The sequence below is a fragment of the Phycobacter sedimenti genome, from assembly GCF_038148855.1.
In the GTDB taxonomy this organism is placed as follows: Bacteria; Pseudomonadota; Alphaproteobacteria; order Rhodobacterales; family Rhodobacteraceae; genus Phycobacter; species Phycobacter sedimenti.
Window position 1 is genome coordinate 55,966 of sequence record NZ_JBBVGR010000006.1, and the last position, 15,572, is coordinate 71,537.

At 58.7% G+C, this 15,572-nt stretch carries 13 protein-coding genes; 2 read left to right on the top strand and 11 right to left on the bottom strand.

Going from position 1 to position 15,572, the window contains the following annotated elements; all coding sequences use genetic code 11:
* Positions 1-644 precede the first annotated feature (644 nt).
* From AADA15_RS11665 to rpsL, 9 genes are all read right to left on the bottom strand, one after another.
* The gene (locus tag AADA15_RS11665; RefSeq protein WP_192965366.1) at positions 645-941 is read right to left on the bottom strand and encodes a 50S ribosomal protein L23; all 297 of its coding nucleotides are present in this window, start codon (positions 939-941) and stop codon (positions 645-647) included.
* A complete protein-coding gene (gene rplD, locus AADA15_RS11670) occupies positions 938-1,555 on the bottom strand; it encodes a 50S ribosomal protein L4 (protein ID WP_192965365.1) in 618 nt (205 codons plus the stop codon). The genes AADA15_RS11665 and rplD overlap by 4 nt, the downstream gene beginning before the upstream one ends.
* Positions 1,552-2,274: a 50S ribosomal protein L3 gene (rplC, locus tag AADA15_RS11675; protein ID WP_341641986.1), complete on the bottom strand. Its 723-nt coding sequence runs from the start codon at positions 2,272-2,274 to the stop codon at positions 1,552-1,554. The genes rplD and rplC overlap by 4 nt, the downstream gene beginning before the upstream one ends.
* A gap of 18 nt (positions 2,275-2,292) precedes the next feature.
* Complete coding sequence (rpsJ, locus tag AADA15_RS11680) at positions 2,293-2,607, bottom strand: 30S ribosomal protein S10 (protein WP_005621947.1); 315 nt, start codon at positions 2,605-2,607, stop codon at positions 2,293-2,295.
* 262 nt (positions 2,608-2,869) lie between these two features.
* On the bottom strand, positions 2,870-3,814 hold the full coding sequence (locus AADA15_RS11685) for a hypothetical protein (RefSeq protein ID WP_341641733.1): 945 nt from the start codon (positions 3,812-3,814) through the stop codon (positions 2,870-2,872).
* Between the two features lie 154 nt (positions 3,815-3,968).
* A complete protein-coding gene (tuf, locus tag AADA15_RS11690) occupies positions 3,969-5,144 on the bottom strand; it encodes an elongation factor Tu (protein ID WP_341641734.1) in 1,176 nt (391 codons plus the stop codon).
* 63 nt (positions 5,145-5,207) lie between these two features.
* Positions 5,208-7,325 carry an elongation factor G gene (gene fusA / locus AADA15_RS11695; RefSeq protein WP_341641735.1) on the bottom strand — a complete coding sequence of 706 codons (2,118 nt, stop codon included), beginning with the start codon at positions 7,323-7,325 and terminating at the stop codon, positions 5,208-5,210.
* A gap of 21 nt (positions 7,326-7,346) precedes the next feature.
* Positions 7,347-7,817, bottom strand: a complete 471-nt coding sequence (gene rpsG, locus AADA15_RS11700; RefSeq protein WP_192965361.1) for a 30S ribosomal protein S7 — start codon at positions 7,815-7,817, stop codon at positions 7,347-7,349.
* 18 nt (positions 7,818-7,835) lie between these two features.
* Entirely contained in the window at positions 7,836-8,207 is a 372-nt protein-coding gene (rpsL, locus tag AADA15_RS11705; RefSeq protein WP_005621086.1) for a 30S ribosomal protein S12, read from the bottom strand.
* 413 nt (positions 8,208-8,620) lie between these two features.
* Here rpsL and AADA15_RS11710 point away from each other — a divergent pair, with 413 nt between their 5' ends.
* On the top strand, positions 8,621-9,427 hold the full coding sequence (locus AADA15_RS11710) for a putative rhamnosyl transferase (RefSeq protein ID WP_341641736.1): 807 nt from the start codon (positions 8,621-8,623) through the stop codon (positions 9,425-9,427).
* A 39-nt stretch (positions 9,428-9,466) separates the two neighbouring features.
* Entirely contained in the window at positions 9,467-10,306 is an 840-nt protein-coding gene (locus AADA15_RS11715) for a putative rhamnosyl transferase (RefSeq protein WP_341641737.1), read from the top strand.
* Here the strand turns inward: AADA15_RS11715 and AADA15_RS11720 are convergent.
* Positions 10,265-11,131, bottom strand: a complete 867-nt coding sequence (locus AADA15_RS11720) for a DMT family transporter (protein ID WP_341641738.1) — start codon at positions 11,129-11,131, stop codon at positions 10,265-10,267. The genes AADA15_RS11715 and AADA15_RS11720 overlap by 42 nt on opposite strands.
* Before the next feature lie 181 nt (positions 11,132-11,312).
* Complete coding sequence (rpoC, locus tag AADA15_RS11725) at positions 11,313-15,554, bottom strand: DNA-directed RNA polymerase subunit beta' (protein ID WP_341641739.1); 4,242 nt, start codon at positions 15,552-15,554, stop codon at positions 11,313-11,315.
* Positions 15,555-15,572 lie beyond the last annotated feature (18 nt).

Sequence of the window (15,572 nt, forward strand, 5' to 3'; positions counted from 1 at the left end):
ATTTGATCCTTTGCTTCGCCCGTATAGAGAGCCAGACTGACCGAGACTTCACCCTTTAGGGATCTTGTCACCTGACGAGCATATGCTTCAATTACGCCAAGCGCAGAAGTGATGCTTATGTCCTTATTTTCCAACGGGGTGGCCTCTGACTTAACTGAGTTCACAAGATCCCCAAACCGGATCCATGCCTCCGCTGAAGCAAGACTAACGGCCTTGGCTCTGGTCGCAGAGCGAGCATCGAAAACGCTTGTCACCAAGTAGACGACGAATAACACCGCTGTGGCCGTTCCGGCCTGAAAAAGTGTTATTGTGCCATACACAAAATGAGACAGGCCCGGCACTGCAGCCATGGGGCCGAACTTTGAGACCCAATGCAGCAAGCCCGAAAGGCGGAAACCTGCTGGCAGTCTATTGTACCTAACAAACGCGCAACTTGCAGCAAGTCTCTGAAGCCAATTCGGATTTCCCGAAATCCACTTCTCAACCCTTCGATCAAATTCAGTCCTAGATGGCACCTTCACCCCAAACAGCTCGAACTGCAAGAAATCAACCTCAAGGTGAACATATGAAGCTTTATGAATTAGCACAACGAAAAAGGCCCCCGCTTTCGCGAGGGCCTTCGATCTTTGCAAAGGGAACAGATCTCAGAGTCCGGTGGACACGTCGATGGTGTTGCCTTCTTCCAGGGTCACATAGGCTTTCTTGACGTCCTTGCGACGGCCGATCTGGCCGCGGAAACGTTTGACCTTACCCTTGGTGATGGTGGTGTTGACCGCTTTGACCTTCACACCAAAGAGCGCCTCGACGGCCTCCTTGATCTGGGGCTTGTTGCTGTCGATCGCCACTTCGAAAACCACTGCACCGGCTTCAGACGCCATGGTGGATTTCTCGGTGATGATCGGCTTGCGGATCACGTCGTAGTGTTCTGCCTTCGCGCTCATTTCAGTCGAGCCTCCAGTGCTTCGACACCCGCCTTGGTGATCACCAGGGTGTCACGCTTGAGGATGTCATAGACGTTTGCACCCATCGTCGGCAGGATATCCAGACCTTCGATGTTGCGCGATGCTTTGAGGAAACCCTCGTTCACCGAGGCACCGTCGATGACCAGCGCGCGCTTCCAGCCCAGGTTTTTCACCTGTTTGGCCAGAGCAGCGGTCTTGCCTTCCGCGGTTGCGTCCTCGATCACGACCAGTTCACCCGCTTTTGCCTTGGCGGACAGCGCGTGGCGCAGGCCCAGCTTGCGGAACTTCTTGGTCAGCTCGTGGCCGTGGCTGCGCGGGGTCGGACCCTTGTAGATACCACCCTTGCGGAAGATCGGCGCGTTGCGGTCACCATGGCGTGCGCCACCGGTGCCCTTCTGGCGGTAGATCTTCTTGGTCGAGTAGGAGGTCTCCGAGCGGGTCTTGACCTTGTGGGTACCGGCCTGCGCGTTGTTGCGCTGCCAGCGGACCACACGGTGCAGGATGTCCGCACGCGGCTCCAGACCGAACAGGTCTTCGGACAGTTCGATGTCGCCTGCCTTGCCGCCGTCGAGTTTGATCACATCAAGTTTCATGCTTCACCACCTTCCGCGGGAGATTCCGCCGGTGCTTCGGTTGCTGCGGCCTTCAGACCTGCCGGGAAGGGCAGACCTTCGGGCGCTTTCTTCTTGACGGCATCCTTGACGGTTACCCAACCGGATTTCGGACCGGGCACGGCGCCTTTGATGAACACCAGGCCACGCTCGGCGTCGGTTTTCACGACTTCGAGGTTCTGGGTGGTCACGCGGGCAGCACCCATGTGGCCGGCCATTTTCTTGCCTTTGAAGACCTTGCCGGGATCCTGACACTGGCCGGTGGAGCCGTGCGAACGGTGGGAGATCGAAACACCGTGCGAGGCGCGCAGACCACCAAAGTTCCAGCGCTTCATGGCGCCTGCGAAACCTTTACCGATCGAGGTGCCGGTCACGTCCACTTTCTGACCTGTCAGGAAGTGCTCAGCCGAGATTTCGGCGCCAACTTCGATCAGGGCATCGGCGGGAACGCGGAATTCGACCAGCTTCCGCTTGGGCTCAACCTTTGCAGCGGCAAAGTGACCACGCATCGCCTTGGAGACGCGCTTTACCTTGGCCGAACCTGCACCCAGCTGAACGGCGGTGTAGCCGTCTTTGTCTTCGGTACGCTGAGCAACGACCTGCAGACCGTCCAGGTGAAGAACGGTGACAGGGATCTGCTTGCCGTCTTCCATGAACAGCCGGGTCATGCCGACTTTCTTTGCGATAATACCAGAGCGCATATTCATTACCCTCCGATCTTACGACTGCAGCTTGATCTCGACGTCCACACCAGCGGCGAGGTCGAGCTTCATCAGCGCGTCCACGGTCTGGGGAGTCGGATCAACGATATCCAGCAGGCGCTTGTGCGTGCGGATTTCGAACTGGTCACGGGATTTCTTGTCCACGTGGGGACCACGCAGAACGGTGAATTTCTCGATCTTGTTCGGAAGCGGGATCGGGCCACGAACCTGCGCGCCGGTGCGCTTTGCAGTGTTCACGATTTCCTGTGTGCTGGCATCCAGTACACGGTAATCAAAAGCCTTCAGCCGAATGCGAATGTTTTGACTTTGCATTTCGTCAGCCTTTTGTAGGCGTTGGAGTTGAGAGGAGGGCCCACGACCACCGCGCGCCCTCATCGAACCCAAAGGGCGGGAATCACCCCGCCCTGTTCCCGACATGCGGGATGGGGCCTGTTACACCCGTTGGACCGGGGGAGCAAGATGTTTCGCGCGCGAAACGGTTGCGGGTGGGGCGGACGGTGGGTTTGGGATGTATTTAGGTCTACGAAACAAGGGCAACGAAGAATGGTAGCGACACTGCAAACAGGAAATAGGATCAGTAGCATCCGCATTGTTTACAACAGACGAGAGCACATTCGTCTTGAGGAATCGTAACAAAGTGCACGCTCCCACAATCTGAGCAAGGCTCGCTTGCCAGCGCAATTGTTAAGTCAGCCTGGCACATCAAACACTTCGCGCTATCGTGACCCGTCTGAATGGCAGTTGCGCACCCTAGTTCGCGTCGAAGTTCGCTGGCCGCACTTTCGAGGCAGTGGGGGCAGAAAATCTGAATGCTTGACTTCTTTGCGCCTATGCACATCTTGAACATTTCATTGCTCATTAATGCTTGCAAGTGTCGCAAATCAGCCATTGCGTCTGACACAGGCGACGACCATTCGTAGTCATGAAAAAAACGCCGTGCGCTTTTGCCGTCATATTTTACTCTATTGGTGAGCCATTCTCCCTCTCTCCATAGGATAGCATAAACTTCCACCAATGTTGCAATCAGTTCGCTAGGTTCAAAAGCTGCTTCATGTACGCCGAGATGCATCATCCTATTTCTAATCCTCCTCAATTCATCAAACCTTGGCTCAAAGGACTGAGGCAATTCGTAATCAGTAAGAGCGATAACTGCGCGAGGTAGATCTATAGCGTCCAGAGTTTTCAAACTTGCAAAGTCTATCTGCGCTTCCTTTCGGGAAAACTGAAAAGAACCATTCAGCAACAGAAGATAGGGACTGACCTGTGCTACAAGAGACTTTAGGCGGAGCTCAATTGCTTGCAATAGCATTGAAATTAGATGGCTAATTTCTTGTTGAGCGTCATTCGAGTACTCATCCCAAAGTTCTTTATGGGCATGTTCGGCTTGAAGGTCTCCGACGTTCAAGTCGTGGCTTTCCGCGAAATCAGTGTAGATCTCTACCGTCCGCATCCAAACGTCAAAGTAGCTTCTTAGTGCAGCTTCATTCAGCCCTTCCGCACTTGGCACGTTGACCAACATGAAATGACCTTCCAACTTCCTCTGTAGCTAGGATATCTCATTCTATGAACAAAAAAAGGGCCTCCCGAGGGAGGCCCTTTCTATTTGGAACGCTGTGGGTTCTCGGCAGATTTTCCGATGGAAAATCGCCTGTCACCCACTGTTCCCAAAATCATTATTCAATGATTTTGGAAACGACGCCAGCGCCGACGGTGCGGCCGCCTTCGCGGATGGCGAAGCGCAGACCGTCTTCCATCGCGATCGGCGCGATCAGCTCAACCGAGAACTTCAGGTTGTCGCCCGGCATCACCATCTCGGTGCCTTCCGGCAGGGTCACGGTGCCGGTCACGTCGGTGGTGCGGAAGTAGAACTGCGGACGGTAGTTCGCAAAGAACGGGGTGTGACGACCGCCTTCTTCCTTGGTCAGGATATAGGCTTCGGCTTCGAACTTGGTGTGCGGGGTCACGGAGCCCGGCTTACACAGAACCTGGCCACGCTCAACCGACTCACGGTCGATACCGCGCAGCAGCGCGCCGATGTTGTCGCCTGCTTCACCGCGGTCCAGCAGCTTGCGGAACATTTCAACGCCGGTGCAGGTGGTCTTGGTGGTGTCTTTGATGCCGACGATTTCGATTTCGTCGCCAACGTTGATCACGCCACGCTCGACACGGCCGGTCACAACGGTACCACGGCCGGAGATCGAGAACACGTCTTCGATCGGCATCAGGAACGGCTGGTCGACAGCACGTGCCGGGGTCGGGATGTACTCGTCCACGGCTGCCATCAGTTCGCGGATCTTGTTCTCGCCGATTTCCGGGTCACGGCCTTCCATCGCCGCCAGGGCGGAGCCTGCAACGATCGGAATATCGTCGCCGGGGAAGTCGTAGGACGACAGCAGTTCGCGGATTTCCATTTCGACGAGCTCGAGCAGCTCTTCGTCGTCAACCTGGTCAACCTTGTTCATGAACACGACCAGCGCAGGCACGCCAACCTGACGCGCCAGCAGGATGTGCTCCCGGGTCTGGGGCATCGGGCCGTCGGCTGCGTTCACAACCAGGATCGCGCCGTCCATCTGCGCCGCACCGGTGATCATGTTCTTCACGTAGTCGGCGTGGCCGGGGCAGTCGACGTGGGCGTAGTGACGCGCGTCGGTTTCATACTCAACGTGCGCGGTCGAGATGGTGATGCCGCGGGCCTTTTCTTCGGGCGCGCCGTCAATCTGGTCATACGCCTTGAAGTCACCAAAGTACTTGGTGATCGCTGCGGTCAGCGTGGTCTTGCCGTGGTCAACGTGGCCGATGGTGCCGATGTTGACGTGCGGTTTATTACGCTCAAACTTTTCCTTAGCCATGGTGGCCTCCTTTTGGTTGGAAGAAGGTCCGCGCGGGCCGCGAACCTTCCAATGTCATGACGCTTACGCGTATTTCGCCTGGATCTCTTCGGAGATATTGTTCGGAACCGGATCGTAGTGATCGAACAGCATGGTGAACTGGGCGCGGCCCGAGGACATCGAACGCAGAGTGTTGATGTAACCGAACATGTTCGCCAGCGGCACGAAGGCGTTGATCGCGATCGCGTTACCGCGGTTCTCCTGGCCCGACACCTGACCACGACGGGAGGTGAGGTCGCCGATGATACCACCGGTGTATTCTTCCGGGGTGATCACTTCGACTTTCATGATCGGTTCCAGTAGTTTGGCGCCAGCTTTCTTCATACCTTCACGCATGGCCATACGGGCTGCGATTTCGAAGGCCAGAACGCTGGAGTCAACGTCGTGGAACTTACCGTCGATCAGGGCAACCTTGAAGTCGATCACGGGGAAGCCGGCCAGCGGGCCGCTGTCCATGACGGACTGGATGCCTTTTTCAACACCGGGGATGTATTCCTTCGGAACAGCACCGCCAACGATGCGGGATTCGAAGGAGTAGCCTTCGCCGGCTTCGGTCGGCGAGATGATCAGCTTCACCTCGGCGAACTGACCCGAACCACCCGACTGTTTCTTGTGGGTGTAGGTGTGCTCGACCTCGTGACCGATGGTCTCGCGGTAGGCCACCTGCGGGGCACCGATGTTGGCTTCCACTTTGAATTCACGCTTGAGACGATCCACCAGGATGTCCAGGTGAAGTTCGCCCATGCCCTTCATGATGGTCTGACCGGACTCGAGGTCGGTCTCAACACGGAAGGACGGATCTTCAGCGGCCAGACGGGCCAGACCCTGGGACATTTTCTCCTGGTCGCCCTTGGTTTTGGGCTCGACCGCGATCTCGATCACCGGATCGGGGAAGGTCATGGTTTCCAGAACCACCGGTTCCTTCGCATCGCAGAGGGTGTCACCGGTGGTGGTGTCTTTCAGACCCGCCAGCGCGATGATGTCGCCCGCAAAGGCTTCTTCGATCTCTTCCCGGTTGTTGGAGTGCATCATCATCATACGACCGACGCGCTCTTTCTTGCCCTTGGTCGAGTTCAGGATGCTGTCACCCTTGTTGATCACGCCGGAATAGATCCGGGTGAAAGTCAGGGAGCCAACGAAGGGGTCGTTCATGATCTTGAACGCCAGGCCAGAGAAAGCCATGTCGTCGTCCGCGCGGCGGGCGATGTTACGAACTTCTTCTTCGTCACCCGGCTTGAAGCCCATGTAATCGACAACGTCCAGCGGGCTGGGCAGGTAGTCGATCACAGCGTTGAGCAGCGGCTGAACACCTTTGTTCTTGAACGCCGAGCCACCCAGAACCGGAACGAAGTCCAGCGCCAGGGTACCCTTGCGCAGCAGTTTGCGCAGGGTCGGAACGTCGGGCTCGTTGCCTTCCAGGTATTCCATCATGGCGTCGTCGTCTTGCTCGACGGCCGCTTCGACCATCTTGCCGCGCCATTCATCGGCCATGTCCTTCAGGCTGTCGCGGATCGGAGCCTTGACCCAGCTTGCGCCCAGGTCTTCGCCCTGCCACAGCCATTCTTCCATGGTGACCAGGTCGATCAGGCCTTCGAGTTCGTTTTCTGCGCCGATCGGAACACCAACCGGAACCGCGCGGGCACCGGTGCGGTCCTCGATCATGCGGACGCAGTTGAAGAAGTCAGCGCCGATCTTGTCCATCTTGTTGACGAACACCATACGCGGAACCTTGTAGCGGTCAGCCTGACGCCACACGGTTTCGGTCTGGGGTTCAACGCCGGCGTTGGCGTCCAGAACACAGACTGCACCGTCGAGAACCGCCAGCGAACGCTCAACTTCGATGGTGAAGTCAACGTGGCCGGGAGTGTCGATGATGTTCAGGCGGTGCTTGGGGGTATCAGCGGTCTGACCGTCTTCGGTGCGTTCCCAGAAGGTGGTGGTCGCAGCCGAGGTGATGGTGATCCCGCGTTCCTGCTCCTGCTCCATCCAGTCCATGGTGGCTGCACCATCGTGCACCTCACCGATGTTGTGGGATTTGCCGGTGTAATACAGGATACGCTCAGAGCAGGTGGTCTTACCTGCGTCGATGTGCGCCATGATACCGAAGTTACGGTATAGTTCGAGCGGATATTCGCGTGCCATGGTGTGTAGCCTCTGAAGGGTTTACCAGCGATAGTGCGAGAAGGCCTTGTTGGCCTCTGCCATCTTGTGGGTGTCTTCGCGCTTCTTAACGGCGGTACCGCGGGACTGTACAGCGTCCAGCAGCTCACCGGCGAGGCGTTCTTCCATTGTGTTCTCGTTGCGGCCGCGGGCAGCGGTGATCAGCCAGCGGATGGCCAGGGCCTCGCGGCGCTCGGGGCGCACTTCAACCGGAACCTGGTAGGTGGCACCACCCACACGACGCGAGCGAACCTCAACCGAGGGCTTCACGTTGTCGAGGGCTTCGTGGAACACTTCCACGGGCGCGCGCTTGATCTTGGCTTCAACGCGGTCGAATGCGTTGTAGACGATTTTTTCTGCGACCGATTTCTTACCATCGATCATCAGGTTGTTCATGAATTTGGTCAGAACGCGGTCGCCATATTTGGCGTCGGGCAGAACTTCGCGTTTTTCAGCAGCGTGACGGCGTGACATCTTTGCTTATCCTTCTTCTTACTTAGGACGCTTCGCGCCATACTTGGAGCGGCGCTGCTTACGGTCTTTGACGCCCTGGGTATCCAGAACACCGCGAAGGATGTGGTAACGCACACCGGGAAGGTCTTTTACACGACCGCCGCGGATCAGAACCACAGAGTGTTCCTGAAGGTTGTGGCTTTCACCCGGGATGTAGGAGATCACTTCGAAACCGTTGGTCAGGCGAACCTTGGCCACTTTCCGCATAGCGGAGTTCGGTTTCTTCGGTGTGGTGGTGTAAACGCGGGTACATACGCCGCGCTTTTGGGGGCACTGCTCCAGATGCATGGACTTGGAGCGTTTTACTTTCGGCTGCCGCGGCTTGCGGATCAGCTGTTGAATCGTTGGCATTCCGGTCTATTCCCCGTTTCGCAACTGTCATGTCATGCACGCGATAAAGCGTGCGGCTCATATTTCCGGCACTTACGCGTCCGCAAGCGCAAAAACCGCATTCGTTCCCATTCCGAGGTGAACGACGCGGTGGGTTTACAGAGGATCCGGGTGATAAAAGTGCCCGAACCTTGTGCCACTACAATAGTGATATCGGCTTTAGGGGCGGCCCCCGGATGCCGGATAGGCGCGCGTATATGGGGAGTCGGCGGAGTTGTCAACCGCAGCAGGCCCTTTCGCACCGCCCTGCGCCGGGATCTGCCGGGAACTGGCGATGAACTCCCGCAAGCGCGCCCAGCGAACGCTTTCCTTGCCCGTCGGCCGGGCGCCATGCATAGTCCAGTCGCGCAGTGGATAATCAGGACGGCTCCCTCATGCAAGTCATCGGCCTATGTCGTTTTTCCTACCCCGCAATCGGTGGTTTTCAGGTCGAGCACGATAGCCTGGAAGAACGGATCGCCTATCTGTACGCCGACCAGCGCCTGGAAGAACGGTTCCAATTGATGGAGACCGTCGCCCTGCCCTGCCTGCGCGCGCAGACCGATCAGGATTTCGAGCTGATCATCGTTATCGGGGATAGCCTGCCCAAGCATCATCGCGACCGGCTCCACGACATCACTGCGGGCATGCCCCAGGTGCGCATCCACAGCGAGCCACCGCGCAAACAGCGGCAGGTGATGAAAGAGATCCTGAACAAGGCGCGCCGCGATCCCGCCGCGCCCTGCCTGCAGTTCCGCCATGACGATGACGATGCCGTATCTGTCGATTTTGTCGAGCGGCTGCGGCAGACGGTTCAGGACTGCCCCGGCCTGATCCAGAGGAACAAGACCGTCGCGGTGGATTTCAATCAGGGCTATGTGGCCGAACTGGGCGAGGACGGGATCGCGGCGACGGAAATCCACCGGCCTTACTATGTGGCCTCACTCGGGATGTATGTGCAGGGGGGCTGCAACCTGACCATCATGAACTTTGCCCATGAAAAGATCCTGCGGTTCATGCCCACCGTGACGATCAGCGATCAGCCGATGTTCGTGCGCACTCACAACGGCTACAACGACTCTCGACAAAAGCCCGTTAAACCCGTTCGCGTCACCCCGCTGACGCCCGCACAGATTTGCGAATTCGAAGCCCGCTTTGCCATACGGCAAGACCATGTCCGCAGTGTCTTTGGCGCCCGCTGACCCCCTGCCCCGCCGCCAGATCGAAGAGGACCCCACTCCATGCAGGTTATCGGATTGTGCCGTTTCTCCTATGTCGGGCTTGGGGGCTACAAGATCGTGCACGAAAATCTCGCCGAGCGTCGTGCCTTCCTTTATGCGCCCGCACGGCTCGAAGAACGGTTCCGCCTCTTTGAAACCATCAGCCTGCCCTCGGTCATCGCTCAGACGGATCAGGACTTTCAGCTTCATGTGGTGGTTGGAGAGTGCTTTCCCGAGGCCTATCTGGAACGGCTTCTTGCGCTGACCGAAGACCTCCCGAACGTGGCCGTCTCGATGCAGCCCCCAGACAATCACCGCCGCCAGATGATCCGCGTACTGAACGCCGCCCGCGAAGATGCCGGGGCGCCCTGTTTACAATTCCGCCTGGATGACGACGATGCCATGGCGGTGAATTTCATCGCACGACTGAAGCAGGCCGCCCAGGATCTGAAACCAGTCTGGCAGCGCTATCCGCTGACCACCATCGACTTCAACCGGGGCTATATCTACCGGGCTGGCCCGGAAGGTCTGTCGATCACCCCAGACCGTGAGGCTTATGCGGCGCTTTCCCTTGGCGTGGTGGTGCCGGGTGGGTCGGATCGGACGATCATGCATCAGGGCCATCACATCCTGTGGAAAGAGACCCCGACGCTCACCTTTCCCGATGGCGATATGTACATGCGGGGGCATAACGGGTTCAATGACTCCCGTTCTAAAGGACGCGGCAAGAAGGTCAGGCTTTCACCGGTCACCGCCGAAGAGGTCGACCACCTGAAGCGCACCTTCAACGTGGACAATGCCGCGGTCGCACGGGCGTTTTCATCCCCCTGCCTGCTGCCGCTCCCGGTAAAGGGTGAATAGACCCGCAGCCACAACGATGGCCGCGCCGATCAAGGTCAGGCCGCTTGGCAGCGCATCGAACACGTACCAGCCAAGGAAGATCGCCCAAAGCAGACCCGTGTAGCGAAAGGGGGACACAGCGGCCACGTCTCCGTTGCGCATCGCCATGACCGAGAACAGATAGCCTGCGAAAATGAAACAGGCCGCCTGCAGCAACATCCGCCAGTGGTCACCTCGCATGGGCTGCCAATCCTGCTGGGTGCTGTAGACCAGCCCGAATGCAAAGACCGTCAGTGATGCCATCAGCGTCACAGTCATCGACGGCACTGCCGCTGACATCTTTCGGGTGAACAGATCCCGCGCGGTCACGCAGCCCACCGCGCCGAGGGCATAGAGGGACGCACTGTCAAATCCCTCCGGTCCCGGCCGCACGATCAGCAGCATGCCCACGAAGCCCGCAAGGATCGCCGCCATGCGCCGCCAGCCGATGCTTTCGCGAAAGAACAGCGCAGCGCCCAGGGTGACGGTCAGCGGCAACATCTGCAAGACCGCCGTCACATTTGCCAGCGGCATCAACATCAGGGCGCTGAGGAACAGAAAAGTCGCCCCCGCCTCGGACAGGCAGCGCCCCAGCACCAGCATCCAGTCCCGCCGCGGCAGGTTCATCCGCAGGCTGCCTAGGTAACGTGCCAACAGGAAGATCAGCACCGTCGCAGCCCCACCCCGAATGACCAATATCTGCGACAGCGGCAGGTCGGCGCCCACCGTTTTCACCAGCGTGTCGTTAAAGGTGAAGGCCGCCATGCTGCCCATCATCAACAGGGCACCAGTCTGGTTTGGGGTCATCCGGCACTCCGTCTGGGTTGGAAAATCTGCGGATTAGGTGAATGCGCCTCAGCGCTCTCTTAAGCAGCAGAAAACACCCAAAGTCTCAATTTGAAAAGAGGGTTTGCGTTTTGCATCTCCCAAAAGAAAACCCCCGCACCATCGGCGCGGGGGTCTTTCATTTTCTCATGTGATCGGCAGATCAATCGCGGCTTTCCGGGGTTTCCACCAGATTGTCGAAATCGCCGCCCGACAGATCGTCGTCCATGACCGGCGCGGCCAGGGCCGCTGCGGCCTCGGCCTCTTCGCGGCGGGCTTCCAGCACCACGTTGTCGCGGCTTTGCGCGATGTGACGCATCTGCTGGGTGGCCCCACCGGTGCCGGCCGGGATCAGGCGGCCCACGATGACGTTCTCCTTGAGGCCGACCAGCTTGTCCTTCTTGCCCTGAACCGAAGCTTCGGTAAGCACGCGGGTGGTCTCCTGGAAGGAGGCCGCCGAGATGAAGGAGCGGGTCTGCAAGGACGCCTTGGTGATACCCAGAAGGATCGGCTCGCCCTGAGCCGGACGCTTGCCACGGGCCAGCGCCTTCTCGTTGGCCTGGTCGAACTCCTGCTTGTCCACGTGCTCGCCTTTCAGCAGCGTCGTGTCACCGGAGTCGGAGATCTCCCACTTCTGCAGCATCTGGCGAACGATCACCTCGATGTGCTTGTCGTTGATCTTCACACCCTGCAGGCGATAGACGTCCTGAACCTCGTCGATCATGTAGTTGGCCAGAGCCTCGACACCCATGATGGAGAGGATGTCATGCGGCGCCGGATTCCCGTCCATGATGTAGTCACCCTTCTGCACGAAGTCGCCTTCCTGCACCGGGATGTGCTTGCCCTTGGGCACCATGTATTCGACGGTTTCCAGCGTCTCATCTGCCGGTTCGATCGAGATGCGGCGCTTGTTCTTGTAGTCGCGGCCAAAGCGCACGTAACCATCGATTTCCGCGATGATCGCGTGGTCTTTAGGACGACGCGCTTCAAACAGTTCGGCCACACGGGGCAGACCACCGGTGATGTCCTTGGTCTTGGCGCCCTCACGCGGGATACGCGCGACAACGTCACCGGCCTCGATCAGCTGCCCGTCTTCACAGGACAGGATCGCGTCAACGGACATCGGGTAGGTCACCGGGTTGCCCAGATCGTTGCGGACCGGCTCACCGTCAGCATCCACAAGGATGATTTCCGGCTTGAGGTCGTTGCCACGCGGCGCCGCCCGCCAGTCGATCACGATCTTCTGGGTCATGCCGGTGGCTTCGTCGGTCTCGTCGCGCACCGCAAGACCCGAGACGAGGTCGACGTATTTCGCGGTACCCGGCTTTTCGGCGATGATCGGCAGGGTGTAGGGGTCCCATTCGAACAGCTTGTCGCCGCGCGCCACTTTCTGGCCTTCGGTCACGAACAGCTTGGAGCCGTAGCCCAGCTTGTGGCTGGCCCGCTCTTCGCCCTGATCGTCCTGAATGATGATCTTCATGTTCCGACCGACCACCAGCGTTTCACCGCTGGAGTTCTTCAGGGTCTGCGCGTTCTCGAAGACGATGGTGCCTTGCTGGCTTGCTTCGAGGAACGACTGCTGGCCACCCTGGGCAACACCGCCGATGTGGAAGGTCCGCATCGTCAGCTGTGTACCCGGTTCACCGATCGACTGCGCGGCGATGATGCCGACAGCTTCACCCGAGTTGACCATGGTGCCGCGTGCGAGGTCACGACCATAGCACATGGCGCAGACGCCCTCTTCGCTTTCACAGGTCAGCGGCGAGCGGATACGCGCAGTGGCGACACCGGCTTCCTGGACCGCATCGGACATGCGTTCGTCGATGAGCTGACCCTGGGCAACCAGGATCTCCTCGGTGCCGGGACGCTTGATGTCCTCGGCAGCCACACGACCCAGGATACGCTCGCCGATGGAGGCGACCACTTCACCGTCGTTGACCGCGGCCTCTGCGGTGATCGCACGCTCGGTGCCACAGTCATGCTCGCGCACGATGCAGTCCTGAGCCACGTCCACAAGACGGCGGGTCAGGTAGCCAGAGTTCGCCGTCTTCAGAGCGGTATCCGACAGACCCTTACGGGCACCGTGGGTGGAGTTGAAGTACTCCAGAACGGTCAGACCCTCTTTGAAGTTCGAGATGATCGGGGTCTCGATGATGTCGCCGTTCGGCTTGGCCATCAGGCCCCGCATACCGCCCAGCTGTTTCATCTGCGTAACCGAGCCACGCGCACCGGAGTGGGCCATCATGTAGACCGAGTTCGGCTCCATCACGGCGCCATTCTCGTCACGCTTGTCGGCGGAGATGGTGTTCATCATCGCCTCGGTGACGCGGTCGTTACACTTGGACCAGGCATCGACAACCTTGTTGTACTTTTCGCCCTGGGTAATCAGGCCGTCCATGTACTGCTGTTCGAAGTCTTTCACCTGATCACGGGTTTCGTCCACGATGGGCCACTTGCCCTCGGGGATCACCATGTCGTCCTTGCCGAACGAAATGCCCGCCTTGAACGCCTCGCGGAAGCCCATGGTCATGATCTGGTCACAGAAGATGACCGACTCTTTCTGACCGCAGTAACGGTAGACGGTGTCGATGACCTGCTGCACCTCTTTCTTCCGCAGAAGACGGTTCACCAGTTCGAACGGCGCCTTGGCGTTCTTGGGCAGAAGCGCACCCAGACGCACACGGCCGGGCGTGGTCTCGAAACGCTTGAGAACCTCGTTGCCTTCCTCGTCGATCTGAGGAACACGCGCGGTGATCTTGGAGTGCAGGTGCACTTCACCGGCGTTCAGCGCGTGTTCGACTTCCTCGATGGTGCCGAAGATCTTGCCTTCACCCACCATGCCTTCGCGTTCGAGGGTCACATAGTAGAGACCCAGGATCATATCCTGCGAGGGAACGATGATCGGCGCGCCGTTTGCGGGCGACAGAACGTTGTTGGTGGACATCATCAGGACGCGCGCTTCCAGCTGGGCCTCAAGGCTCAGCGGCACGTGCACGGCCATCTGGTCACCGTCAAAGTCGGCGTTAAAGGCCGAGCAGACCAGCGGGTGCAGCTGGATCGCCTTGCCTTCGATCAGCGTGGGTTCAAACGCCTGAATGCCAAGACGGTGCAGCGTCGGCGCACGGTTCAGCATGACGGGGTGTTCGCGGATCACCTCATCGAGGATATCCCACACTTCGGGGCGCTCTTTTTCGACCAGCTTCTTCGCCTGCTTCACGGTGGAGGACAGACCTTTGGCTTCCAGACGCGAGTAGATGAAGGGCTTGAAGAGTTCGAGCGCCATCTTCTTCGGCAGACCGCACTGGTGCAGTTTAAGTTCCGGGCCGGTCACGATGACCGAACGACCCGAGAAGTCGACGCGCTTACCCAAAAGGTTCTGACGGAAGCGGCCCTGTTTCCCTTTCAGCATGTCCGAAAGCGATTTCAGCGGACGCTTGTTGGCGCCGGTGATGACCCGGCCACGGCGGCCGTTGTCAAACAGGGCGTCAACGGATTCCTGCAGCATCCGCTTTTCGTTGCGCACGATGATATCGGGCGCGCGCAGCTCGATCAGGCGCTTCAGACGGTTGTTCCGGTTGATCACACGACGGTAAAGGTCGTTGAGGTCAGAAGTCGCGAAACGGCCCCCATCCAGCGGCACCAGCGGCCGCAGTTCCGGCGGGATGACAGGGATCACGGTCATGATCATCCATTCCGGGCGGTTGCCCGACTCGAGGAAGCTTTCGACCACTTTCAGACGCTTGATGATCTTCTTGGGCTTCAACTCACCAGTGGCTTCGGCCAGATCGGCGCGCAGCTGCTCGGCTTCGGCTTCCAGATCGATCGCAGCCAGCATTTCACGGATCGCTTCGGCGCCGATATTGGCGGTGAAGGCGTCCATGCCGTACTGGTCCTGCGCGTCCATGAACTCTTCTTCGGTCATCATCTGACCGTAGGTGAGATCGGTGAGGCCCGGCTCGATCACCACGTAGTTCTCAAAGTAGAGAACCCGCTCCAGATCGCGCAGGGTCATGTCCAGCATCAGGCCGATGCGGGAGGGAAGCGACTTCAGGAACCAGATGTGGGCGACGGGCGCAGCCAGTTCGATGTGGCCCATACGCTCGCGGCGGACCTTTTGCAGGGTAACTTCCACACCGCATTTTTCGCAGACAACGCCGCGATATTTCATGCGCTTGTATTTGCCGCAGAGGCATTCGTAGTCTTTGATCGGGCCAAAGATACGGGCGCAGAACAGACCGTCACGCTCGGGCTTGAAGGTCCGGTAGTTGATGGTCTCGGGCTTTTTGATTTCGCCATAGGACCACGACAGAATCCGTTCCGGCGACGCCAGCGAGACTTTGATCTCGTCGAAAACCTTCGGCGGCGTCAGCGGGTTGAACGGGTTGTTGGTGATTTCCTGGTTCATTTTGATACCTCAAATTTT